General features: G+C 65.8%; 17 protein-coding genes. 12 read left to right on the forward strand and 5 right to left on the reverse strand.

Annotated features, from left to right (window positions below; all coding sequences use genetic code 11):
- Window positions 1-29: 29 nt before the first annotated feature.
- A complete protein-coding gene (locus tag CAP37_RS03080; RefSeq protein ID WP_086122817.1) occupies window positions 30-3,131 on the reverse strand; it encodes an Rne/Rng family ribonuclease in 3,102 nt (1,033 codons plus the stop codon).
- A gap of 596 nt (window positions 3,132-3,727) precedes the next feature.
- Between CAP37_RS03080 and CAP37_RS03085 the strand changes: the two genes are divergently transcribed.
- The 3 genes from CAP37_RS03085 to CAP37_RS03095 all read left to right on the forward strand — a co-directional run bounded on the left by CAP37_RS03085 (window position 3,728) and on the right by CAP37_RS03095 (window position 5,661).
- A complete protein-coding gene (locus CAP37_RS03085) occupies window positions 3,728-4,720 on the forward strand; it encodes an RluA family pseudouridine synthase (RefSeq protein ID WP_086122818.1) in 993 nt (330 codons plus the stop codon).
- A gap of 68 nt (window positions 4,721-4,788) precedes the next feature.
- Complete coding sequence (locus tag CAP37_RS03090; RefSeq protein ID WP_086122819.1) at window positions 4,789-5,097, forward strand: H-NS family nucleoid-associated regulatory protein; 309 nt, start codon at window positions 4,789-4,791, stop codon at window positions 5,095-5,097.
- A gap of 66 nt (window positions 5,098-5,163) precedes the next feature.
- Window positions 5,164-5,661, forward strand: a complete 498-nt coding sequence (locus CAP37_RS03095) for a low molecular weight protein-tyrosine-phosphatase (RefSeq protein WP_086122820.1) — start codon at window positions 5,164-5,166, stop codon at window positions 5,659-5,661.
- On the opposite strand, the gene CAP37_RS03100 is transcribed toward CAP37_RS03095, so the two are convergent.
- From CAP37_RS03100 to CAP37_RS03110, 3 genes are read right to left on the reverse strand one after another with little or no spacing between them, the layout of a single operon-like run.
- Complete coding sequence (locus CAP37_RS03100; protein WP_086122821.1) at window positions 5,648-7,333, reverse strand: AMP-binding protein; 1,686 nt, start codon at window positions 7,331-7,333, stop codon at window positions 5,648-5,650. The genes CAP37_RS03095 and CAP37_RS03100 overlap by 14 nt on opposite strands.
- A gap of 59 nt (window positions 7,334-7,392) precedes the next feature.
- A complete protein-coding gene (locus CAP37_RS03105; RefSeq protein ID WP_086124793.1) occupies window positions 7,393-8,226 on the reverse strand; it encodes a 2-keto-4-pentenoate hydratase in 834 nt (277 codons plus the stop codon).
- A gap of 14 nt (window positions 8,227-8,240) precedes the next feature.
- Window positions 8,241-9,173: a LysR family transcriptional regulator gene (locus CAP37_RS03110; RefSeq protein WP_086124794.1), complete on the reverse strand. Its 933-nt coding sequence runs from the start codon at window positions 9,171-9,173 to the stop codon at window positions 8,241-8,243.
- Window positions 9,174-9,306: 133 nt separating this feature from the next.
- On the opposite strand from CAP37_RS03110, the gene CAP37_RS03115 reads away from it, so the two are divergent.
- The 6 genes from CAP37_RS03115 to CAP37_RS03140 are packed head-to-tail and all read left to right on the forward strand — an operon-like array spanning window position 9,307 to window position 16,643.
- The gene (locus CAP37_RS03115; RefSeq protein WP_086122822.1) at window positions 9,307-11,454 is read left to right on the forward strand and encodes an indolepyruvate ferredoxin oxidoreductase subunit alpha; all 2,148 of its coding nucleotides are present in this window, start codon (window positions 9,307-9,309) and stop codon (window positions 11,452-11,454) included.
- Window positions 11,455-11,457: 3 nt separating this feature from the next.
- Window positions 11,458-13,035, forward strand: a complete 1,578-nt coding sequence (locus CAP37_RS03120; RefSeq protein ID WP_086122823.1) for an indolepyruvate oxidoreductase subunit beta family protein — start codon at window positions 11,458-11,460, stop codon at window positions 13,033-13,035.
- 49 nt (window positions 13,036-13,084) lie between these two features.
- Complete coding sequence (locus tag CAP37_RS03125; RefSeq protein ID WP_086122824.1) at window positions 13,085-14,116, forward strand: TRAP transporter substrate-binding protein; 1,032 nt, start codon at window positions 13,085-13,087, stop codon at window positions 14,114-14,116.
- Complete coding sequence (locus CAP37_RS03130; RefSeq protein WP_086122825.1) at window positions 14,116-14,622, forward strand: TRAP transporter small permease; 507 nt, start codon at window positions 14,116-14,118, stop codon at window positions 14,620-14,622. Before CAP37_RS03125 ends, CAP37_RS03130 begins: the two co-directional genes overlap by 1 nt.
- Entirely contained in the window at window positions 14,612-15,913 is a 1,302-nt protein-coding gene (locus CAP37_RS03135; protein ID WP_086122826.1) for a TRAP transporter large permease, read from the forward strand. The genes CAP37_RS03130 and CAP37_RS03135 overlap by 11 nt, the downstream gene beginning before the upstream one ends.
- Before the next feature lie 25 nt (window positions 15,914-15,938).
- Window positions 15,939-16,643: an alpha/beta hydrolase gene (locus CAP37_RS03140; protein ID WP_086124795.1), complete on the forward strand. Its 705-nt coding sequence runs from the start codon at window positions 15,939-15,941 to the stop codon at window positions 16,641-16,643.
- Here the strand turns inward: CAP37_RS03140 and CAP37_RS03145 are convergent.
- Entirely contained in the window at window positions 16,631-18,034 is a 1,404-nt protein-coding gene (locus tag CAP37_RS03145; protein WP_086122827.1) for a PLP-dependent aminotransferase family protein, read from the reverse strand. The genes CAP37_RS03140 and CAP37_RS03145 overlap by 13 nt on opposite strands.
- Before the next feature lie 171 nt (window positions 18,035-18,205).
- On the opposite strand from CAP37_RS03145, the gene dctP reads away from it, so the two are divergent.
- The 3 genes from dctP (at window position 18,206) to CAP37_RS03160 (ending at window position 21,161) form a co-directional block, all read left to right on the forward strand.
- A complete protein-coding gene (dctP, locus tag CAP37_RS03150) occupies window positions 18,206-19,252 on the forward strand; it encodes a TRAP transporter substrate-binding protein DctP (protein ID WP_086122828.1) in 1,047 nt (348 codons plus the stop codon).
- A gap of 65 nt (window positions 19,253-19,317) precedes the next feature.
- Window positions 19,318-19,848 carry a TRAP transporter small permease subunit gene (locus CAP37_RS03155; protein WP_086122829.1) on the forward strand — a complete coding sequence of 177 codons (531 nt, stop codon included), beginning with the start codon at window positions 19,318-19,320 and terminating at the stop codon, window positions 19,846-19,848.
- Entirely contained in the window at window positions 19,845-21,161 is a 1,317-nt protein-coding gene (locus CAP37_RS03160; protein WP_086122830.1) for a TRAP transporter large permease subunit, read from the forward strand. The genes CAP37_RS03155 and CAP37_RS03160 overlap by 4 nt, the downstream gene beginning before the upstream one ends.
- The last annotated feature ends 10 nt before the right edge of the window (window positions 21,162-21,171 follow it).

A 21,171-nucleotide genomic window follows, 5' to 3' on the forward strand; every position in this document is an offset into this window, starting at 1 on the left:
AGTCTCAGTGCAGAGACTGCCTGGAAGCGTTACCCCTCAAAGGGAAGCGTCATGTTGCGCAGGTCCTTGCGTGTTTCCACCAGCACCAGCGGGCCTTCGTCGATCACCACCGGCGGCTGGGGTTCGCGCGGTACGTGGATCGGCTTGGGTTCTGCGGCGATGGCAGCCTGCACCTGTGCAACCTTCTGTTGATCCGAATTGACCCACTCCAGGCCACTGGCCTGTGCCACTTGCTGGAGTTCGTCGATCGACAGCGCATAAGCCTGCACCTTGGGCAGCGCACGCGCGGCAGCCGGGGCTGCAGCAGGCGCCTGCGCGACCACTGGCGCCGGGGCCGGGCGCGGTGCCACTGGTGCGGGCGCGGGCTTGGGTGGAGCTGCCACCTCGATCGGCGCGGCCGCTTCCACGGGCGGAACGGGCAGAACGTGCGAAGTCACCGGAGCCACGGGTGCAGTTTGAGTACGCGCGGTTTCGGGAACGTTGCTCGGTGTCTCCCGGTTGGCGGGCGTTTCGTCCTGCGCCGGCAGGCTGAAGTAGCTGCGCACCGGGGCTTCCTGGGCCGCAGCCTCGGCTTCATCGGCTGGCGAGCTGTACGCCATGGGCTGGGTCACGGGCGCGTCGAGACTGGCTTCAGGTGCCGCCTCGCCGTCACGCGGTGCGCGCTCGCGGCGGTCACGGCCATAACGATCGCGGTTGCGGTTGCGGCCGGAGCGTGGTGCGCCCGCTTCGCCTTCGCCTTCACGGGGCATGCTGTCCGCAGCGCTGTCCACACCGGCTTCATTGGGGGCCGCGTCTGTGGACTCGGGGCGGGCGGTGCCGTCCTGGCCCTCGGCGCCACCCTGGCGGCGGCGATTGTCGTTGCGTGGACGGCGCTCGCGGCGCTGGCCTTCGGCCTGCTCGGGTGCCTGCGCCTCGCCTGCCGGAGCGCCTACTTGCAACGCTGTCGCGACGGCACCGTTGGTGTCCATCGGTGCCGCATCGCGGCGACCCTCGCCGCGACCTTCACGGCGGTTGCGGCCTTCGCCACGGCCTTCACCTCGGCCCTCGCCACGGTTGTCGTTCCGGTTCTCGTTGCGCCCCTCAGGACGCGGCTCGCCACGCCGGCCATCACCGCGGCCTTCGCTACGACCTTCGCTGCGACCCTCCACACGGCCTTCGCCACGTCCTTCCACCGGGCGGCCTTCGCCGCCACGACCGTTGCGGTTGCCTTCGCGGCCTTCGCGCGATCCACGGCCTTCGGAGCCATTGCGGCCACCGCGACCCCGGCCATCGCGACCACCTTCACGGCGGCCGTCGGGGCGTTCTTCTCGCGCACCGGTCTTGCCGGGGGCGGGGGACGTCACGATCGGCGCAGCAGGCTTGGCCGGTGCCGTTTCGGCGCCGAACAGGCTCTTGAGCCAGCCGAAGAAACCCTTCTCGGCGGGCGCGGGAGCGGGCGCCACCGGTGCTGGCTTCGACACCACGGGCGCGGCCGCAGCGGCCACCGGCGCAGCGATCGGCTCGGGGCGCGGCGCGGCCACCGGTGCAGGACCATCGGGCAGCACGCCCTTGATCACGGGCTCCTGCTTGTTCGTGCGTTCCTGGCTGCGGCGCGTGAAGCTGGCCACGTCGTCCACTTCCTCGGCCATCTTGTAGCTGGCGTCCAGGTTGTCCAGGCGCGGGTCGTCGTGCTTCAGGCGTTCCAGCTTGTAGTTGGGCGTGTCGAGCGACTTGTTGGGCACCAGCAGCACGCTGATGCGCTGCTTGAGTTCGATCTTGGTGATCTCGGTGCGCTTTTCGTTGAGCAGGAAGCTGGCCACTTCAACCGGCACCTGCACCAGCACGGCGGCCGTGCTGTCCTTGAGCGACTCTTCCTGAATGATGCGCAGGATCTGCAGGGCCGAGCTTTCGGTGTCGCGGATGTGGCCGGAGCCACCGCAACGCGGGCAGGGGATGGACGCGCCTTCATTGAGCGCAGGCTTCAGGCGCTGGCGGCTCATTTCAAGCAGGCCGAACTTGCTGATGGCGCCGAACTGCACGCGCGCACGGTCCTGGCGCAGCGCGTCGCGCAGGCGGTTTTCCACTTCGCGCCGGTTCTTCGACTCTTCCATGTCGATGAAGTCGATCACGATCAGGCCGCCGAGGTCGCGCAGGCGGGCCTGGCGCGCCACTTCGTCGGCGGCTTCCAGGTTGGTGCGGGTCGCGGTTTCCTCGATGTCGCCGCCCTTGATGGCGCGCGCCGAGTTCACATCCACCGCCACCAGCGCTTCGGTCTGGTCGATCACGATGGCGCCGCCCGAAGGCAGGTTCACGGTGCGGCTGTAGGCGGTTTCGATCTGGTGCTCGATCTGGAAGCGCGAGAACAGCGGTGCGTCGTCGCGGTAGCGCTTCACGCGGTGCCCGTGCTCGGGCATAACGTGGCTCATGAACTGGTGCGCCTGCTCGAAGATGTCGTCGGTGTCGATCAGGATCTCGCCGATGTCGCTGTTGAAGTAGTCGCGGATTGCGCGGATCACCAGGCTCGATTCCTGGTAGATCAGGTAGGCGCCCTTGCCGCCTTGTGCGGCGCCGTCAATGGCGTTCCACAGCTTGAGCAGGTAGTTCAGGTCCCACTGCAGCTCGGGCGCGTCGCGGCCGATGCCGGCGGTGCGCGCGATGATGCTCATGCCGTTGGGGTATTCGAGCTGGTCGAGTGCCTGCTTGAGTTCCTGGCGGTCTTCGCCTTCAATGCGCCGGCTCACGCCGCCGCCGCGCGGGTTGTTCGGCATCAGCACCACGTAGCGGCCGGCCAGGCTCACAAACGTGGTGAGGGCTGCGCCCTTGTTGCCGCGCTCTTCCTTTTCCACCTGCACCAGCAGTTCCTGGCCCTCGCGGATCACATCGTTGATGCGCGCCTGGTTGACCGAGACGCCCGCGGTGAAGTACTGGCGCGAGATTTCCTTGAACGGGAGGAAGCCGTGGCGTTCTTCGCCGTAGTCGACGAAGCAGGCCTCCAGCGAGGGTTCCACGCGGGTGACCACGGCTTTGTAGATGTTGCCCTTGCGCTGTTCGCGCCCTTCGATTTCGATTTCGTAGTCGAGCAGTTTTTGCCCGTCCACGATCGCCAGGCGGCGCTCTTCGGCCTGCGTGGCGTTGATCAACATGCGTTTCATGATGTGTTTTCCTTCGTTCCAGCACACAACAGCGCCCGGGCCTTGGGCCCGAAGCGCCAACTCGCCGTGAACCAGCGGGAAAAGCGAACGAAGGGAGGAATTGCCGGAGAGCCGTTGACCCGCGGTTCGCGGGAGGCGTTCGACACAGGCGGGCACCGGGGTGCCGCGCGTCGAACCGCCGGGTCAGGGCGTAGGCGCGTGGAGTTGGGTGAACAGGGATGGCTCGATGGCTGTCAACGACATGGATCTGGCCGGTCTCACTCTGGTTTCACTTGTGTCCTCACCCAGCCTCATTCCGGGGCTGGGCGATTGGGGTATTCCGTATTCGGGTTCGCATTTTCTTCAGCGGATTCGCCCGCAGCTTCGACCGATCCGACGCCTTGCCTGGATTCACGCTGAAATGCGTCAGGCAGTGGCGCCAGACCCGGGTGCTGAGGGTGGCAACCAACCCGCGTCTGGCCTCTTGCCCGGCAAGATCAGGCCTTTGCCCACAGTGACTGGCTTAAACTCAAAGCAAATCAATCACTTACGGCACACGACGGGTGTGGCGCATTATAGTCAGCTCCCCGCCCCTTGTGGTGGCCTAATTCCGCAACATGTCCAGCCAGTCGCCCCCTGCGGAAGTCCGACTCATCACGGTCGACGAAGAGTCGGCCGGTCAGCGTCTGGACAATTTCCTTATTCGCATGCTCAAGGGCGTGCCCAAATCGCACATCTACCGCATCATCCGATCCGGTGAAGTGCGCCGCAACAAAGGGCGCGTGGGAGCCGATGACCGCGTGGCCACAGGCGACACGCTTCGCATTCCACCTATTCGCCTTTCTGAGCGCGCAGAAGAAAAGGCAGCCAATCCGGCGCCTCCGCGCGAATTCCCCCTGATCCACGAGGACGATGCTTTTCTGGCAATCGACAAGCCCGCTGGCGTGGCGGTACATGGTGGTAGCGGCGTGAGTTTTGGCGTGATCGAGCAAATCCGCCAGGCGCGCCCGCAGGCTCGCTTCCTCGAATTGGTCCATCGGCTCGACCGTGAAACGAGCGGCATCTTGCTGATTGCCAAGAAGAAGAGTGCGCTCACGGCATTGCAGGACCAATTTCGCGATCGTTCCACCGGCAAGACCTATCTGGCTCTGGTCAAAGGCAACTGGCCAGCCCGGCTCAAGGTGCTCGACCAGCCCTTGCACAAGTTTCTGCTGCCGGACGGAGAACGGCGTGTGAAGGTCACCACCCGCGAGGACCCCGAGGGCATGCGCTCCGTGACGCTGGTGAAGGTGGCCACCCGGCTGCAGGCGCCGGGCGCGCTCGCTGCTGCGTCGCCTGAAGGATTCACGTTGCTGGAGGTCACCATCAAGACCGGGCGTACCCACCAGATCCGCGTGCATCTGGCCAGCGCGGGCTTTCCGATTGCAGGCGACGACAAATACGGTGACTTTGAACTGAATCGGCAATTGCCTCGCGCAGGATTGAAGCGCATGTTTCTGCATGCCTGGCGTCTGGCATTGGTGCATCCCCTCACATCGGCGCCAATCGAGTTACAAACTGAATTGCCTTCAGAGCTGCAAGACTGGGTGAAATCGCTGAAACCTCATTAGAATTCGGCTTGCATCGTTGGGATGCAATCGATAATAACTGCAGCGAAACCAGAAAAAGGACCTTCCAAATGGCAACGTATTCCGAACTGATGGCGCAAGCCCAAAACCTCATGGCGCAAGCCGAGCAGGCTCGCAAGAATGAAATCTCGTCCGTGATTGCAGACATCAAGGCCAAGATGAAGCAATTCGGCATTACCGCCGCCGATCTGGGCGCCAGCACGGGTGGCGGCAAGAAGGCCGGCAAATCCAAATCGGGTGCACCTGCCAAATACCGCGGCCCCAATGGCGAACTCTGGGCAGGTGGCCCGGGCCGCAAGCCCGAGTGGGTGCGCACGGTCATCGCCTCCGGCAAGAGCCTGGACAGCTACCTCATCTGAGGCGGCATTCCTCCCCCTGTTCAAGGCCCGCCTCTGGCGGGCCTTCTCTTTGGTAACCTCAGCGGCATGTATCGAATACTCATCGTCTGCATGGGCAACATCTGCCGGTCACCTTTGGCCGAGAGCGTGATGCACGCCGAACTGAGGCGCCTGCAACTGACCAACGTGGTGGAGGTGGACTCGGCCGGCACCTATGCAGGACGTCAGGGCGAAAAGGCGGATTCGCGCGCCATCGAGGTGGCCAGGGCGCGCGGCTACCGACAGATCGACGAGCAGCGCGCAAGGCGTGTGCAGCCGGAGGATTTCGAGACCTTCGACCTGATTCTGGCCATGGACCGGCTGAACCTTGCGCACCTCGAGCGGGAATGCCCGCCGGCGCATCGACACAAGCTGCATCTGTTTCTGGCGTACGCTGGCATCGACGAGCCGGGCGAAGTGCCCGACCCTTACTACGGGAACATGGATGGCTTCTCGGTGGTGATGGCCTTGTGCGAACAAGGCGGCCGGGGCGTGCTCCAGCGCGTGGCGCAGGAGCGCGTCGCCTCCGGCGTCACTGCCAGATAACTTTTTTGCCTGACGATTCCCACGCCTCGTAGTTCTTCGCGTAAAGGTCTTCGATGCGGTTGCGCTTGACCTTGAAGGTCGGCGTGATGATGTCGTTGTCCACCGTCCACGCCGTGGTGACGACCACCAGGCATTGCAGTTGTTCGTGCGGGTCGAGCGTGGCGTTGATGGACTTGAGGTGGCTGGCGAGCGAAGTTTCAAGTTCGGTGCGTGCGCCGGCATCGGCCACTCGAGCGACGGCATCGGCGTTGAGCATCAAGATGCCCAGCGGCTGGCCGAGGTTGGCGCCGGTGACCACGCAGGCCTCCACCGCATCGTGCATGACCAGCTTGTCTTCGATCGGCGCGGGCGCCACGTATTTGCCCTTGCCGGTCTTGAACAGATCCTTCACACGACCCGTGATGCGAAGCAGGCCTTGCCCGTCGATGCTGCCCTTGTCGCCGGTCTTCAGCCAGCCGTCGTCGGTGAAGCACTCGCGGCTTTTCTCGGGCTCCTTGTAGTAGCCCATCATCAGCGCCTGGCTGAGCATCTGTACTTCTCCAGTCTGCGGATCCAGGCGCTGTTGCACACCCTCGTACACCGGGCCCACCGTGCCTTGCTGGTTCTTGCCGGGTTCGGTGATGTGGGAGAGCGCCAGGTTCTCCGTCATGCCATAGCCTTCGTTGATGTGCAGGCCCAGCTTGCTGTACCACTGGAGCAGCGCAACCGGCATGGGAGCCGCGCCACCCGCGGCGAACTTGCATTGGTCCAGCCCGAGCGCTTTCATCACCTTCTTGCGCACAATGCCGCCCAGTATGGGAATACCCAGCAGGCGGTTGAGCTTGGCCGGCGGCATCTTGTGGTGAATGCCTTGCTGGAACTTCACCCACAGGCGCGGCACCGAGAAGAAGATGGTGGGGCGCGAGCGTTGCAAATCGGCGGTGAAGGTTTCGAGCGATTCGGCGAAGTACACGTGCATGCCGGTGCGCAGCCAGCCGTGTTCGACCAGCATGCGCTCCACCACATGGGCGAGCGGCAGGTAAGACAGCATTCGGTCTTCGCCCGACATGGGGATGCGTTTCAGGCCGGCGTCGAGCGCCCAGGCGAAGTTGCCGAAGCTGTGCATCACGCCCTTGGGCATGCCGGTGGTGCCGGAGGTGTAGATGAGCGTGGCAAGGTCGTTGGCCGGGCGCACCGGCTGGCCTTGCAGCGGTGCGTTGCGCGCGCAGATGGCGTCCCAACCTTCGTAGTTCTTCAAGGCATCGTCGGGCGAGAGCGCGTAGCTGATGCACGGCAGGCCAGCAGGCACACCGGGCTTCATGCCCTCCCAGCCGTCCAGCTTGCCCACAAAGCAGGCTTTGGCTTCGCTGTGCGTGAGGATCTGCCGCACCGTTTCGGCCGCCAGGGTGGGATAGAGCGGCACCGACACGTGGCCGGCCATCCAGATGGCCAGGTCGCTCATCATCCACCAGGCGCAGTTCTTTGAAAGAATGGCGACCTTTGAGCCGGGCTCCCAGCCCTGTGACTGGAGGTGCGTGGCCATGCGCCGCACCTGTTCGCCGATCTGACCCCAGGTGAAATCCTGCACCGCGCCGCCCCCCATGGGCTGCGTGAGGGCCACGCGGTTGGGGGCTGTTTTTTCCCAGTGGTACAGGCGTTGCAGGGCCAACAGTTCAGGTGCGATCTGGCTCATGTGTTTTGTCTCCGTTTTGAATGCGAACAGGCGAATCTACCCCGCGCGGGCCAAGCTGTTTAGAGGGGTTTACCTGCAAGCTGCCCAGAGCCTTCATCGGTGAAGCGCACCGCCAGGCTGGTGAGTGGCGTTGAAAAACGGGCGCGCCAATGCTCGCCCGCCGTTACCGGCCACGCGTCCGTCCAGGTGCCGGTGGTGACCACATCGCCCGCCTGCAGATCGGGTGCACCCGGGCAGGCACGCAGTGTCTTGACGAAATCGAGCAGGGCCCGCAGCGGGCTGTCGAGCACATTCGCGCCGCGGCCTTGCTCCACCGTGGCGTCGCCCTTCTGCAGGGCGACCTCTGCGCTGGCGAGCAACGCGTCGAGCGCGAGAGCGTTGCCAGCCAGCTCAGCCACCGGCGTGCGCCGGCCCACCAGCAGGCGCGCGTGCAAGGCGCCGTCGGCCACCGTGTCCGCCGGCAAAAACTTCCAGCCCGGCAGGTGCGACTGCACCACCTCGAACCCGGGCGCCACCCAATCAATGGCCTCAAACAACTGCTCCAGCGTTGCGTCGCGCACGGGTGTGGCTTTCATGCCGAACACAATCTCGGGCTCCAGGCGCGGCTGGCACGTGTGCGCTAGCCCCACGGTGCCTTCACCGTCGCAGAACGTGAGCGTGGTGTTCCACACGGTGCCCCAGATCGGCGCGAAGACGTTGTAGCGCGGCCAGATGTTGCGGTTGGTGAAGCCCACCTTGAAGCCGCGCGGTTGCTCTCCGCGCGCCATGCGAAGTTGCCTGACTTCGAGTTGCCGTGCATACGCGGTGTCCAGGTCGAACGCGGGGTCGGTGGTGATCGGCGCAGGCCAGAGGCTGCCCTGATCCAGGTGGTCGATGAGGGTTTGGGGTGTCATGGGCGGCATCATATTCACGCGGTGTTTTTGGCGCGACCAAACAACTGGTGCACCTGTGCGCGGATCCACTGGTGGGCCGGGTCTCGTGCGGTGCTTTCGTGCCAGACCAGGCGCACTTCGTAGCTGGGCGCGGCGGCGCGCGGCAGTTCCCACACGCGCAGGTCGCGGCGCTGTCCCAGGTTGGCGGCGTACATCTGCGGCACGATGGTGAGCAGGTCGGTGTTGAGGGCGAGTTCGGGCAGGGCGCCGAAGTGGCGCGCGCGCAGCACGATGCGTTCGGAGAGCTTCATGCGCAGCAGCATCTTTTCCACACTGCCGTGAAAGGTGGCGGTGGGCGAGGCCACCACCAGCGAAGCCTCGCCGAGCTGGCGCGCGCTCAGTGTGCGGCCCACTTTCCCCGATTTTGGTCGCCAGTTGGTTGAGGTCAGGGCCACGTAGTGTTCGCGAAACAGAAGGTCGGAGCGCACCCCCCGGTGCCTCGGCTGCAGGATGCCGATGGCGAAGTCGATGTCGCGCGATTCGAGCGCGGCGGGCACGTCTTCGGCCGCCACCGACACATTGGTGAGGTGCGCCTGCGGCGCCTGCTGGCGCAGCGTGGCGGCCAGCTCCGGCAGGAACATGATTTCGCCCAGGTCCGACAAGGACAGGCGCCAGCGCATTTCGGCATGGGCGGGGTCGAACTGGTCGCGCGCCATCACCGCTGTTTCCAGCAACTGAAGTTGCCCCTGCACCTCGGGCGCCAGGCGTTCGCACAGACGCGTGGGCTTGAGCCCGCGCGGCGAGCGCACAAAGAGGTCGTCCTGAAAATACTCGCGCAGGCGCGCCAGCGCGTTGCTGGTGGCGGGCTGCGAGAGCGCCAGTGCCTTGCCGGCGGCGGTGACCGAGCCGCTGCGGTGGATGGCAACCAGCACGCGCAGCAGGTTCAGATCGAGTTGCCGGAAGTTCATCTCAAGGGCCTTGAAGTGGTCTAAGGGTTCACCCGAATTATCGGTTTCATGAATGTGCCACATCCGATCAATCCATTGGTCAGATGGGGATCGGTCGCCTAAATTCCCAAACATAACGACTGGAGACCCACGATTGGAACGTTCATTTCACAGCGAGATTGAAGCGCTGAAGCTCGGCAACGGCGAGACCTTCCACGGCGAGGGCATCCTGGCCGTGACCAAGGCCCTGCTCCAGTCGGGCGTGACCTATGTGGGCGGCTACCAGGGGTCTCCCATCTCGCACCTGCTCGATGTGATGGTGCAGGCCAAGCCCTACATGGACGAACTCGGCGTGCACGTGGAAGCCTGCACCAACGAGAGTTCGGCCGCCGCCATGCTGGCTGCCTCCATCATGTACCCGGTGCGCGGCGCGGTCACCTGGAAGTCGGTGGTGGGCACCAACGTGGCGTCCGACGCGCTCTCCAACCTCGCATCGCCCGGGGTGATGGGCGGCGCGCTCATCGTGGTCGGCGAAGACTACGGCGAAGGCGCCAGCGTGATCCAGGAACGCACGCACGCCTTCGCGCTCAAATCGGCGCTCTGGCTCATGGACCCGCGCCCCAACCTGCCCACCATCGTGCGCATGGTCGAAAAGGCTTTCGAGCTTTCCGAGGCCTCGAACACGCCGGTGATGATGGAGCTGCGCATTCGCGCCTGCCACGTGCAGGGCAGCTTTGTCGCCAGTGACAACATCGCGCCCGCCATTTCCAGCCGCCTGCTTCAGCAGGAAGCGGCGTCCTTCAGCTACGACCGGCTCTCCCACCCGCCATCCACCTTCCGGCACGAGAAGCACAAGTACGAAGTGCGCATGCCGGCGGCGCGAAAGTTCATTGCCGAGGCTGGACTCAACGAACTGTTCGACGGCGAGCATGCCGATGTCGGGCTGATCGTTCAGGGGGGTCTCTACAACACCACCATCCGTGCTCTGCAGCAGGCCGGCCTGGCCGACGCAAATGGCGACACGCGGCTCCCCATGCTGGTGCTCAACGTGGTGTATCCGCTGGTGCCCGAGCAGATCGCGGCGTTTGCTGCCAGCAAGCGCGCGGTGCTGGTGATCGAAGAAGGCCAGCCCGAATTCATCGAGCAGGAGATCGCCACGCTGCTGCGCCGCGCCGACCTGCAGACCCGCCTGCACGGCAAGGACCTGCTGCCCATGGGCGGCGAGTACACGGCCGAGCTCCTGCTCAAGGGCCTCGCCGAATTCGTCGATCGGCATGTGCCAGCGGTGGACACCTCGGCGGCGAAATCCTTCGGCACCGAGCTGGTGGAGGTGCGCCAGCGCGCGTTGGTCGAGCTGGGCGGTGGCGTGCCTGCGCGCCCGCCGAACTTCTGCACCGGCTGCCCCGAGCGACCGGTGTTTGCGGCGCTCAAGCTGGTCGAACGAGACGTGGGCAAGCTGCACATCTCCACCGACATCGGCTGCCATTCCTTCGCCACCTTCGAGCCGTTCTCGTTTGGCAATTCCATCCTCGGTTACGGCATGAGCATGGCGTCGAGTGCGGCAGTGAAGAACTTCTCCGCCAAGCGGCCGATTGCCATCATGGGCGACGGTGGCTTCTGGCACAACGGCTTGCTCTCGGGCGTGAGCTCGACCCTTCTCAACCAGGGCGATGGCGTGCTGGTGATCATGAAGAACGGCTACACCTCGGCCACCGGCACGCAGGAGACGATGTCTTCGCCGCTGTCCGAGGCCAAGCGGGTGGCCGAAGGGTCCAGCGCCACGGCCGACGAGATGACGATCGAGAACACGCTCAAGGGCATGGGCGTGAAATGGGTCAAGACGGTGCACAACTACCGCGTGTCGAAAGTGCGCGATCTGTTGAAGGAGGCGGTCAACTCGCCCTTCATGGGCTTGAAGGTGGTCATTGCCGAAGGCGAATGCCAGCTCGAGCGCCAGCGCCGTTTGAAACCGATTCGCGCCCGCCGACTGAAGGAAGGCCTGCGCACGGTGCGCACGCGCTACGGCGTGGACGAAGACACCTGCACCGGCGACCATTCGTGCATCCGCCTCTCGGGCTGTCCCACCCTCACCGTGAAACCATCGAGCGACCCGCTGCGCCGTGAACCGGTGGCACACGTCACCAACGGTTGCGTGGGTTGCGGCCTGTGCGGCGAAGTGGCCGATGCGGCCGTGCTCTGCCCGTCGTTCCACAAGATCGAGATCGTCACCCATCCGAGCTGGTGGGACCGCCTCACCGATCGATTCAACCGTTTCTTCATCGGCCTGCTGCAGCCGGCCTGATCCATGACGACTTCACAAGACAACGCCTACGGCATCCTGATCGCAGCGCTCGGCGGCGAAGGCGGCGGTGTGCTGGCCGACTGGCTGGTGCAGTGCGCCCGCATTCAAGGCCTGCCGGTGCAGGCCACCTCGGTGCCCGGGGTGGCGCAGCGCACCGGCGCCACCAGTTACTACATCGAGCTGTTGCGCCAGCCGCTGATCCGTGGCGACCGGCCTGTGTTCGGACTCACGCCCGTGGCCGGCCGCGTGGATGTGGTGGTGGCGAGTGAACTGCTGGAGGCCGCCCGCATGGTCGAGCGCGGCTTCGTCACCGATCGCACCACGCTGCTGGCGTCCACGCACCGCGTGTACACCACGCTGGAAAAGATGCACATGGCCGATGGCCGGCAGGACCCGAAACGCCTCGCCGACGCGGCGCGTGCGCTGGCGCGACAGACCGTGCTGTTCGACATGGAAGCGGTCACCGTGAAGACCGGCACTGTGATCTCGGCCGTGATGTTTGGCGCCCTGGCGGGTGCGGATGTGCTGCCCTGGCCGCGTGATGTGTGCGAGGCCGTGATCCACGCATCGGGCAAAGGCGTGCAGGCGAGTCTGGCGGGCTTCGCAGCGGCCTTCGATGAAGCGCGGCATCCCTCCCGTGTGGCCAGCGAAGTGGCACCCGACGCACAGCAGGTGCTCGCCGATGCCGGCCTGCCGGTTGGCGTGCGCGACGCGTGGGTCACGCGCCTGAAAACCTGGTCGCCCGCCGTGCAGACACTGGCCGCGCACGGCGCGCTGCGCTGCCGCGACTACCAGAACGACGCTTACGCCGTCCTTTTCCTGGACCACGTGCAAAGCCTGGTGATCGCGGGCACACCGGCGGCCGCTGAAGCGCTGGAAGAAGCCGTGCGCCATCTCGCGCTGTGGATGTGTTTTGAAGATGTGATCCGCGTCGCCGACCTCAAGACCCGCCGCAGCCGCTATGCCCGCGTGACCAGCGAAGCGCAGGCCCGAGATGGCGACATCGTGCGCGTCACCGAACACTTCAAGCCCGGCATCGACGAGGTGGCCGCCGTATTGCCGCGCTCGATGGGCGAGGGCCTGATGAAGCTCGCGCAGCGGCGCGGCTGGCTGGGCAAGGCGCACGTGAGCATGCATATCCGCTCCACCAGCCTGTGGGGTTACCTCATGCTTCGCAGCCTGGCGCGCTTGCGCCCGCTGCGACCGCGTTCCTTGCGCTTTGCGCAGGAACATGAAACGCTCGCTGCCTGGCTCGGTGCCATGGGCCAGGTGCTGCCGCAATCACCCGAGCTGGCGCTGGGGCTGGCGGGCCTGCCGCAGGTACTCAAGGGCTACGGCGACACGCAGGCCCGAGGTCGCCTGAATTACGCCCGTCTGTGGACGCAGCATGTGGCGCCCGCCCTCGCGGGAACGCTGGATGCGCACACCGCCGCCACCGCGCTACGCGATGCGCTCAAGGCGACACTGGCCGACCCCGAAGGCAAGCTCAACATCGCGCACCGGCCCGCTGCCGCTGGCAACCAACCCGTGTTCTGGGCCGAACGGCCCCGGCGCGACAAACCCGTTTCCCCCGCCGCATGAGCGCACGCCGCCTGCGATTCCTTCCAGAAGACCTCAACAGGAGACAAACATGAAAAAGACCTTCCAGCCCACGCTTCGTGCCATCGCCGTGGCGGCCCTGTTGCTGGGCGCTGCAGGCGCGCAGGCGCAGGACAAGCCGGCCGAACTCAAGTTCGCCCACTGGCTGCCCGCCTCGCACCCGCTGGCCAAACTCGGCTTCGAGCCCTGGGCCAAGTCGGTCGAAGCCGCGTCCAAGGGTTCGATCAAGGTGGCGCTGTTTCCTGCGCAGCAGCTCGGCAAGGCCGCCGACCATTACGACATGGCGCGCGACGGCATCGCCGACATGACCTGGGTGAACCCCGGCTACCAGGCCGGCCGCTTCCCAATCGTGGCCGCTGGTGAGTTGCCGTTCCTGATCGCCAAGCCGGGCCCTGGCTCCGCCGCGCTCGACCAGTGGTACCGCAAGTACGCCGCTGCCGAGATGAAGGACGTGAAGTTCTGCTTCGCGCACGTGCACGTGGGCACCTTCCACTCCAAGAAGCCCATCACCGAACCGGGCCAGCTCAAGGGCATGAAGATCCGCTCGGCCAACGGCACCGTGGCGCAGACCATGTCACTGCTGGGTGCGACCAACGTGCAGGTGTCTGCACCCGAATCGCGCGATGCGCTGGAAAAAGGCCTGGCCGACGCCATCACCTTCCCGTGGAATTCCATCGTCACCTTCGGCATCGACAAGGCGGTGAAGTTCCACAGCGACATGCGCCTCTACACCTCGGACTTCGTCTGGGTGATGAACAAGCCCTGGTACGACAAACTGGCCGCCGGTCAGAAAAAAGTGATTGACGACCACTGCAACAACGAGTGGGCCGGCAAGGTGGGTGGTGCCTGGGGCGACGAGGAAGACTCGGGCCAGGGCAAGCTGGAGAAGACTGCCGGCCACACCATCGTGCCGATCTCGCCCGCCCAACTCGACGTGTGGAAGAAGGCGGTGGAGCCGGTGTACACCCAGTGGGTGAAGGCGGCCGATGGCGCGGGCGTTCCTGGGCAGGCCGCGCTGGATGATCTGCGCAAGGAGCTGGCGGCGCGCAAGGCCTCCAACTGATGAGACGGCTGTTCTCGGCCATCGAAACGGTGGCCGCGCTCACCCTGCTGCTGGTGGCGGTGTTGACGGCGGGCAACGTGCTGGTGCGCTATGCGTTCAGCACGCAGATTCCCGACTGGTTCGACGGCTCGCAGATGCTCCAGGGCATTGCCATGTTCTGGGGCATTGCGCTAGCCACCTACTACGGCACGCACATCGGTGTGGACATCGTGTGGGAGCACCTGCAGCCCGCCGGCCAGCGACGCGTGGATCTGGTGGCCACCACCATCACGGCGGCCTTCATGATTCCGCTGGCCTGGATGGTGTGGGTGAAGGTGGCGGGCACGGGCAGCCAGGGCACGATGGACTTGCGGCTTCCGCTGCAGTGGTTCTACAGCGTGGCCGCGGTGGGTGCCACGGTGGCGGCGGTGCTGGCGGTGGTGCGGCTGGTGCACCTGTGGCAGGGCCGCGCGGCCGCGCCCGAGCCGCTGGAAGACGACGTGCCGGGAGCCGCCCATGGATCGTGATCTGGTGGCCCTGCTGGGCTTCGTCTCCATGTTCGGGCTCATGGCGCTGCGCGTGCCCATTGGCATTGCCATGGGCATCGCGGGCGTGGGTGGTTTTGCCGTGCTCTCAGGCACCAGGCCGGCGCTGAACCTGCTGGCCAACGTGCCGTTGTCGGTGCTCACCGACTACAACCTCAGCGTGATTCCCATGTTCATCCTGATGGGCGCCTTCGCCTCGCATTCCGGCATGAGCACCGAGCTGTTCAAGGCCGGCCGCGCCTGGCTCGGGCATCGGCGCGGCGGCCTGGCGCTGGCCTCCATCGCGGCCTGTGGCGGCTTCTCGGCCATCAACGGTTCTTCCGTGGCCACGGCGGCCACCATGACGCAGGTGGCGCTGCCGGAGATGCGCCGCGCCGGCTACAACGCCGGCTTTTCGGCTGGGCTCATTGCCGCCGGCGGCACGCTGGGCATCATGATCCCGCCCTCGGTGATCCTGGTGCTCTACGGCATCATGACCGAGACCGACATCACCAAACTCTTTGCGGCCGGCATCATCCCCGGCCTGATGGCGGTGGCGTTCTACAGTGCGGTGGTGGCGGTGGTGGCGCGGTTGCGGCCCGATGCCATGCCGCGTGGCGAGCGCCACGGCTGGGGCGAGCGCTTCGCTTCGCTGCGCGCCTTGTGGGCGGTGGTGGTGCTGTTCGTGTTTGTGCTCGGCGGCATCTATGGCGGCATCTTCACGGTGCAGGAAGCCGCCGGCGTGGGCGCCATCGGCACGCTGCTGATCGGCATGCTGCGCGGGCGGTTGCGCTGGCCGCAGATCCGCGCGGCGCTCATCGGCGCGCTGCGTGTGTCTTCGGCCATCATGATGATCGTGGTGGGGGCTTACCTGTTCGGCTATTTCCTCACCATCACCCAGTTCACGCAGAACGCGGTGGAGTTCCTGGTGCACCTGCCGGTGGGGCCCTATGGCGTGCTCGCGCTCATCATGGTGGGTTACCTCATTCTGGGGGCGGTGATGGACGAGCTCGCCATGATCCTGCTCACGGTGCCCATCGTGTTCCCGGCCATGATGCAGCTCGGCTTCGATCCGGTGTGGTTCGGTGTGATCGTGGTGATGGCGGTGACCTTTGGCATGATCTGCCCGCCCGTGGGGATGAACGTGTTCGTCATCAACTCGATTGCGCGCGACGTGCCACTGGGTTCGATCTACAAGGGCACCATGCCTTTCATTGCGGTGGACGTGCTGCGCCTGCTGATCCTGTGCGCGTTCCCGGCGATTTCCCTGTGGTTGCCGGGGTTCGTCGAGTAAAGGGCGCAGCGGTATGCTGCGTCCCATGAACACCACTTCCCTTGAACTGCTCGAACTCGTGAGCGGCGGCGACCCGGCCGCCACACCGGTTGCCTCCATCATCGTGCTGCACGGCCTCGGCGCCGATGGCAACGACTTCGTGCCCATTGCGCAGGAGCTCGACTTGAGCTCGGTGGGTCCCGTGCGCTTCGTCTTCCCCAGCGCGCCGGTGCGGCCGGTCTCGCTCAACGGCGGCTACCGCATGCGCGCTTGGTACGACATCTTTCCACCGCCGAGCCAGCCGGGCGCTGAGCGGCCTGAAGACGAGCCGGGTTTGCGCCAGGGCAGTGCGCTGGTGCAGGGATTGCTGGATCGCGAAGCGGCGCGCGGTGTGCCGGCCAGCCGCACCGTGCTCATGGGTTTTTCGCAAGGTTGTGCCATGACGCTCATGGCGGGCCTGCGCGCGCCACAGCGCCTGGCCGGGCTGGTGGGCCTCTCCGGTTATCTGCCGCTGGCCGGCACCACGGCGGCCGAACGCAGCGACGTCAACCGCGATGTGCCGATCTTTCTAGCGCACGGCAAGCACGACCCCGTGGTGGTGCTGGATCGCGGCGAGGCCACGCGCGATGTGCTGCAGTCCCTTGGTTACGACGTCGACTGGCACAGCTACCCGATGGAGCATTCGGTGTGCGCCGAGGAGGTGGAAGACCTCAACGACTGGTTGCTGCGCGTGCTGGTTCAGCCGGCCTGAAACAACCGCAGGAAACGAGCGTCCCCCGCGTAGGCCATGTTCACGCGCATGCGTGCGCGTTCGGAATGGCGGTCCGGGTAGAACACCGAGCCGGGTGAAATGAAGATGCCCTGCGCAGCAGCTCGCCGCACCAGACCGATCTCTGACTCGCGCTGCGGCAGTTCGACCCACGCGTAGTAGCCACCGGTGTAGGGCGAGAACAGCCGAAGCCCGGCACGCTCCATCGCCGGGATCGACTGGCGCTGTGCCGCATCGAGCCTCGCCTTGAGGCGCGTGAGGTGGCGGCGGTACTGGCCGCCATCGATCAGCTGGCTCACCACGCGCTCCACGAAGTCCGAGGTGGACACCAGCGTGACCATCTTGAGGTCGCACAAATCGTTGATGGTGGCGCTCGGTCCCGCGATGAAGCCCACGCGCAGGCCGGCCGACAGCGTCTTGGAAAAGCTGCTCACGTAGATCACGCGGTCGAGCTGGTCCAGTGCGGAGAGGCGCGGTGCGCTGGCGGGCATGAGATCGGCAAACGGGTCGTCTTCCACGATCTGCAGGTCGTGCTGTGCAGCGAGCTGCAGCAGCCGGTGCGCCTTCGCCAGCGAGAGCGAGCCGCCCGTGGGGTTGTGGGCCAGCGACTGCGTGAAGAACACCTTGGGCCGGTGCGCGGTGGCCAGCGTGTGCAGGGCTTCGAGATCCGGCCCGTCGGCCAGGCGCGGTACGCCCACCATGTCCACCTTGGCCAGCTTCAGTTTGCCGAACAACGGGTAGTAGCCAGGTGAGTCCACCAGCACCACGTCGCCCGGCTGCAGCAACTGGCGCACGATGAGGTCGAGCGCGTGGTTGGCGCCCTGGGTCAGCAGCACCTGGCGCGCGTCGGCCTGAATGGCGCGCTCGTGAAGCAGCCGCGCAATGGTCTGGCGCAGCGGCAGGTAACCCCACGGCGTGCCGTAGCCGTGTTCGAGCTGGTTCCAGGTGCTGGAGCGCACGCCGCGCAGGTGGCGGCCCAGCTCGGACCCTTCCATCCACGAGGCAGGCGGGCGGCCATCGCCCACGCGCACCTCGTAATGCTGTTCCAGCTGCTCACGCAACAGCGAGACCACGTCGACCGCCTCGCTCAGGTGCGCTGCCGGCGCCTGCGTGCGCGGCCCGGAGGCCTTGCGCGCGAAGTAGCCCGAGCCGGGTCGCGATTCGGCATAGCCGCGTGCGATCAGGCGGTTGTAGGCCTCCACCACGGTGTTGCGTGAAAGCGCTTCTTTGTCTGCGCAGTCGCGAATGGAGCGCAACCGCGTGCCGGCGGGCAGCAGGCCGTGGTCGATGGCCGATGCGATGCGCTTGACCAGCGCTTCCACCTTGGTGTCTGGTGAGGCGTTGTGGTCGGGAGAGTTCGGGGTCTCTTGCACGGCGCTGTCTCCATGAATTGATGGGTACGGTTTCTCCGTCCGTCACCAAACTGTACCTGTTGATGGTGGGACCCGTCGATACACTTTGCCGGTCGTCGCCCCAACCGGCGACACCACCGCCCGCCAGCCCGTGCGGGATGACCACAACCAGAATCGAATGGAGACAAACAGATGACCGAGAAAACCGTTGCGCGGCGCGCGATGCTCAAGTCCGCCCTGGCCGGGGCCGCTGTGGCGGGCCTTGCCGCGCCCAGGCTGGCGAGCGCCCAGTCCACCGTCACCTGGCGCATGCAGGCCTTGTGGGACGGCGGCACCACGCCGCAGAAATTTGAAGAGCAGTTCGTCGCGCGGGTGGCCGAGCTCACCGGCGGCCGCTTCAAGATCAACCTGTTCGCCGCCGGCCAGATCGTGCCGGCCGCGCAGGCCTTCGATGCCGTGCGCGGTGGCGCCTTTGAAATGATGAAGACCTTCGATGGCTACGAGGCCGGCAAGATTCCTTCGTTCGCCTTCACCAGCACGGTGCCCTTCGGCTTTGCCGAGCCCGATGAATACGAAGCCTGGTTCTACGAAAAGGGTGGTCTGGAGATGGCGCGCCAGGCCTATGCGCCGGCCGGCCTGCACTACATCGCCCCCACGGTGTACGGCCAGGAGCCGCTGCACTCCAAGGTGCCGGTGCGCAAGATTTCCGACCTGGCCGGCAAGAAGGGCCGCTTCGTGGGCCTCGCCTCTTCGGTCATGGGCGCGTTCGGCGTGGCGGTGACGCCGCTGCCCACCGGCGAGGTGTACTCCGCGCTCGACAAGGGCGTGATCGACATGGCGGACCGCGGTGACCTCACGGCCAACTTCGAAGCCGGCCTGGCAGAGGTGGCCAAGTTCGTCATCGTGCCCGGCTTCCACCAGCCCACCACCGCCACCGCCTATGTGGCCAACCGCGGGGCGCACGACAAGCTGCCGGCCGAGTTCAAGGCCGCGCTGGCGGTGGCCGCGCGCGAGGTGTCGGGTGCGCTGCGCCAGCGCATCGTGGTGAACGACGCCTCGGTGCTCGCGAAGTACCAGGCCAAGGGCTGCGAGATCATCCGCTTCAGCGCGGCCGACGTGGCCGCCGCGCGCCCCAAGGCCATCGAAGCCTGGCGCGCCGCCACCAAGGGCGATGCCCTGGCCGGCAAGATTCTGGACAGCCAGATCGCCTTCATGAAGGAACTGGGCCTGCTGGCCTGATCGCACGCGTCCCGCGCTGCCTGGGCGGTGCGGGGCGCTTTCGCTGGCCCTTCAAGGAAACCGGTATGCCCGCCTGGCTGTTGGCGGCCACTTCGGCCGTCACGCGCGTGAACCGCGCCATTTTTTACCTCACCGTGTGGCTCATGGCCATCGTGGTGCCCGTGATGCTTTACGAGGTGGTGCGCCGCTACCTCTTCAACGACCCCACCGTGTGGGCCATGGAGCTCGCGGTGCTGCTGTTCGGCCCGTACTTTCTGCTCGGTGGCCCGCACCTGCTGCACCTGCGTGGCCATGTCACGCTCGACCTGGTTCGCCAGCGGCTGAACCCGGTGTGGCAGCGCCGCATGGACCTGGTGAATTTCCCCGTGATCATCCTGTTCTGCGCCATCCTCATCTACTTCAGCTGGCCATCGGCCTGGAGCGCGTGGGAGTACCGCGAGACCAGCTTCTCGGCCTGGAACCCACCCATCTGGCCGGCCAAGGCGGTGGTGCCGCTCGCGCTGGTGCTCATGCTGCTGCAGGCGGTGGTGGAGTTGTGCCGTGTGTTCTACCGCACCGGTGGGGACGCGTCGGCGGTTGAGGGGGCGATGACGTGAGCCCGAACACCATCCTGCTGCTGATGTTCGGCAGCCTCACGCTCTTCATGCTCAGCGGTCTGCCGATCGCCTTCGTGCTCGGTGGCCTCTCGCTGCTGTTCATCGTCACGCTGTGGGAGCCCAGTGCCGTCATCGTGCTGGTGCTGCAGATCTACGACACCATGAAGTCGGAGGCGCTGCTGGCGATTCCGCTCTTCATCCTCATGGCCTGCATCCTGCAGCGCTCGGGCGTGATCGAAGACCTCTACAAAGCCATGGAGCTGTGGTTCGGCCGCCTGCGCGGCGGCCTGGCCATCGGCACCGTGATCATCTGCGTGGTGATGGCGGCCATGACCGGCGTGGTCGGTGCGGCGGTCACCGCCATGGGCATCCTCGCGCTGCCCGAGATGCTGCGGCGTGGCTACAAGCCCGAGCTCGCGCTGGGCACCATCTGCGCGTCGGGCACGCTGGGCATCCTCATTCCACCGTCGGTTCTCACCATCGTGTACGCGGTCACGGCGCAGGTCTCCATTGGCCAGATGCTGATCGCCGGCCTCATCCCGGGGCTGATCCTGGCCACGCTGTACATCGCCTACATCGTGGTGGTGGGCTGGCTCAAGCCCGAGTGGGTGCCGCTGGACCCGAGCACGCGCCAGGCGCCGCTGCGCGACAAGATCCTGGCGCTGAAGGCGCTGGTGTTTCCGAGCATGCTCATCGTGCTCATCCTCGGTTCCATCTTCTTCGGTATTGCCACACCCACGGAGTCTGCGGCGGTGGGCGTGGCCGGGGCCATCGTGCCCGCGTTGTTCAAGCGCAAGCTGAACCTGCCCATGCTGAGCCAGGCCGGTGTGGACACGCTCAAGGCCACGTCGATGATTCTCTGGATCACGCTGGGCGCCAAGGCCTATGTGGCGATCTTCACCGGCCTGGGTGGTGCAGACACCTTGCTCGAATTCATCAAAGGCATGGAGGTCAACCGCTGGTGGATTCTCGCGGCCATGATGCTGCTGCTGATTTTCCTGGGCACCGTGCTCGACGAGCTCGGCATCATCCTGCTCACGGTGCCGGTGTTCCTGCCCATCGTGCGCCTGCTCGGCTTCGACGAGATCTGGTTCGGCGTGCTCTACGCCATCACGATCCAGATGGGCTACATCAGCCCGCCCTTTGGCTACACGCTTTTCTACATCAAGGGCACCCTGCCCAAGCACATCGGCATGGGCGCGGTCTACAAGGGAATCATTCCCTTCTTCTTTCTGCAGTTCATCGGCCTGCTGATCTGCGCTGCGTTTCCCGACCTCATCACCTGGCTGCCGAAGCTGATGGCTTCGCGCTGAATCCGCACAT

Source organism: Hydrogenophaga sp. IBVHS1 (assembly GCF_002127265.1).
Classification (GTDB): domain Bacteria; phylum Pseudomonadota; class Gammaproteobacteria; order Burkholderiales; family Burkholderiaceae_C; genus Hydrogenophaga.

Bases quoted from the DNA above. Each gene is read 5' to 3' on its own strand.
- CAP37_RS03080 (WP_086122817.1), bottom strand. From the start codon at position 3,131: ATGAAACGCATGTTGATCAACGCCACGCAGGCCGAAGAGCGCCGCCTG.
- CAP37_RS03085 (WP_086122818.1), top strand. From the start codon at position 3,728: ATGTCCAGCCAGTCGCCCCCTGCGGAAGTCCGACTCATCACGGTCGAC.
- CAP37_RS03090 (WP_086122819.1), top strand. From the start codon at position 4,789: ATGGCAACGTATTCCGAACTGATGGCGCAAGCCCAAAACCTCATGGCG.
- CAP37_RS03095 (WP_086122820.1), top strand. From the start codon at position 5,164: ATGTATCGAATACTCATCGTCTGCATGGGCAACATCTGCCGGTCACCT.
- CAP37_RS03100 (WP_086122821.1), bottom strand. From the start codon at position 7,333: ATGAGCCAGATCGCACCTGAACTGTTGGCCCTGCAACGCCTGTACCAC.
- CAP37_RS03105 (WP_086124793.1), bottom strand. From the start codon at position 8,226: ATGACACCCCAAACCCTCATCGACCACCTGGATCAGGGCAGCCTCTGG.
- CAP37_RS03110 (WP_086124794.1), bottom strand. From the start codon at position 9,173: ATGAACTTCCGGCAACTCGATCTGAACCTGCTGCGCGTGCTGGTTGCC.
- CAP37_RS03120 (WP_086122823.1), top strand. From the start codon at position 11,458: ATGACGACTTCACAAGACAACGCCTACGGCATCCTGATCGCAGCGCTC.
- CAP37_RS03125 (WP_086122824.1), top strand. From the start codon at position 13,085: ATGAAAAAGACCTTCCAGCCCACGCTTCGTGCCATCGCCGTGGCGGCC.
- CAP37_RS03130 (WP_086122825.1), top strand. From the start codon at position 14,116: ATGAGACGGCTGTTCTCGGCCATCGAAACGGTGGCCGCGCTCACCCTG.
- CAP37_RS03135 (WP_086122826.1), top strand. From the start codon at position 14,612: ATGGATCGTGATCTGGTGGCCCTGCTGGGCTTCGTCTCCATGTTCGGG.
- CAP37_RS03140 (WP_086124795.1), top strand. From the start codon at position 15,939: ATGAACACCACTTCCCTTGAACTGCTCGAACTCGTGAGCGGCGGCGAC.
- dctP (WP_086122828.1), top strand. From the start codon at position 18,206: ATGACCGAGAAAACCGTTGCGCGGCGCGCGATGCTCAAGTCCGCCCTG.
- CAP37_RS03155 (WP_086122829.1), top strand. From the start codon at position 19,318: ATGCCCGCCTGGCTGTTGGCGGCCACTTCGGCCGTCACGCGCGTGAAC.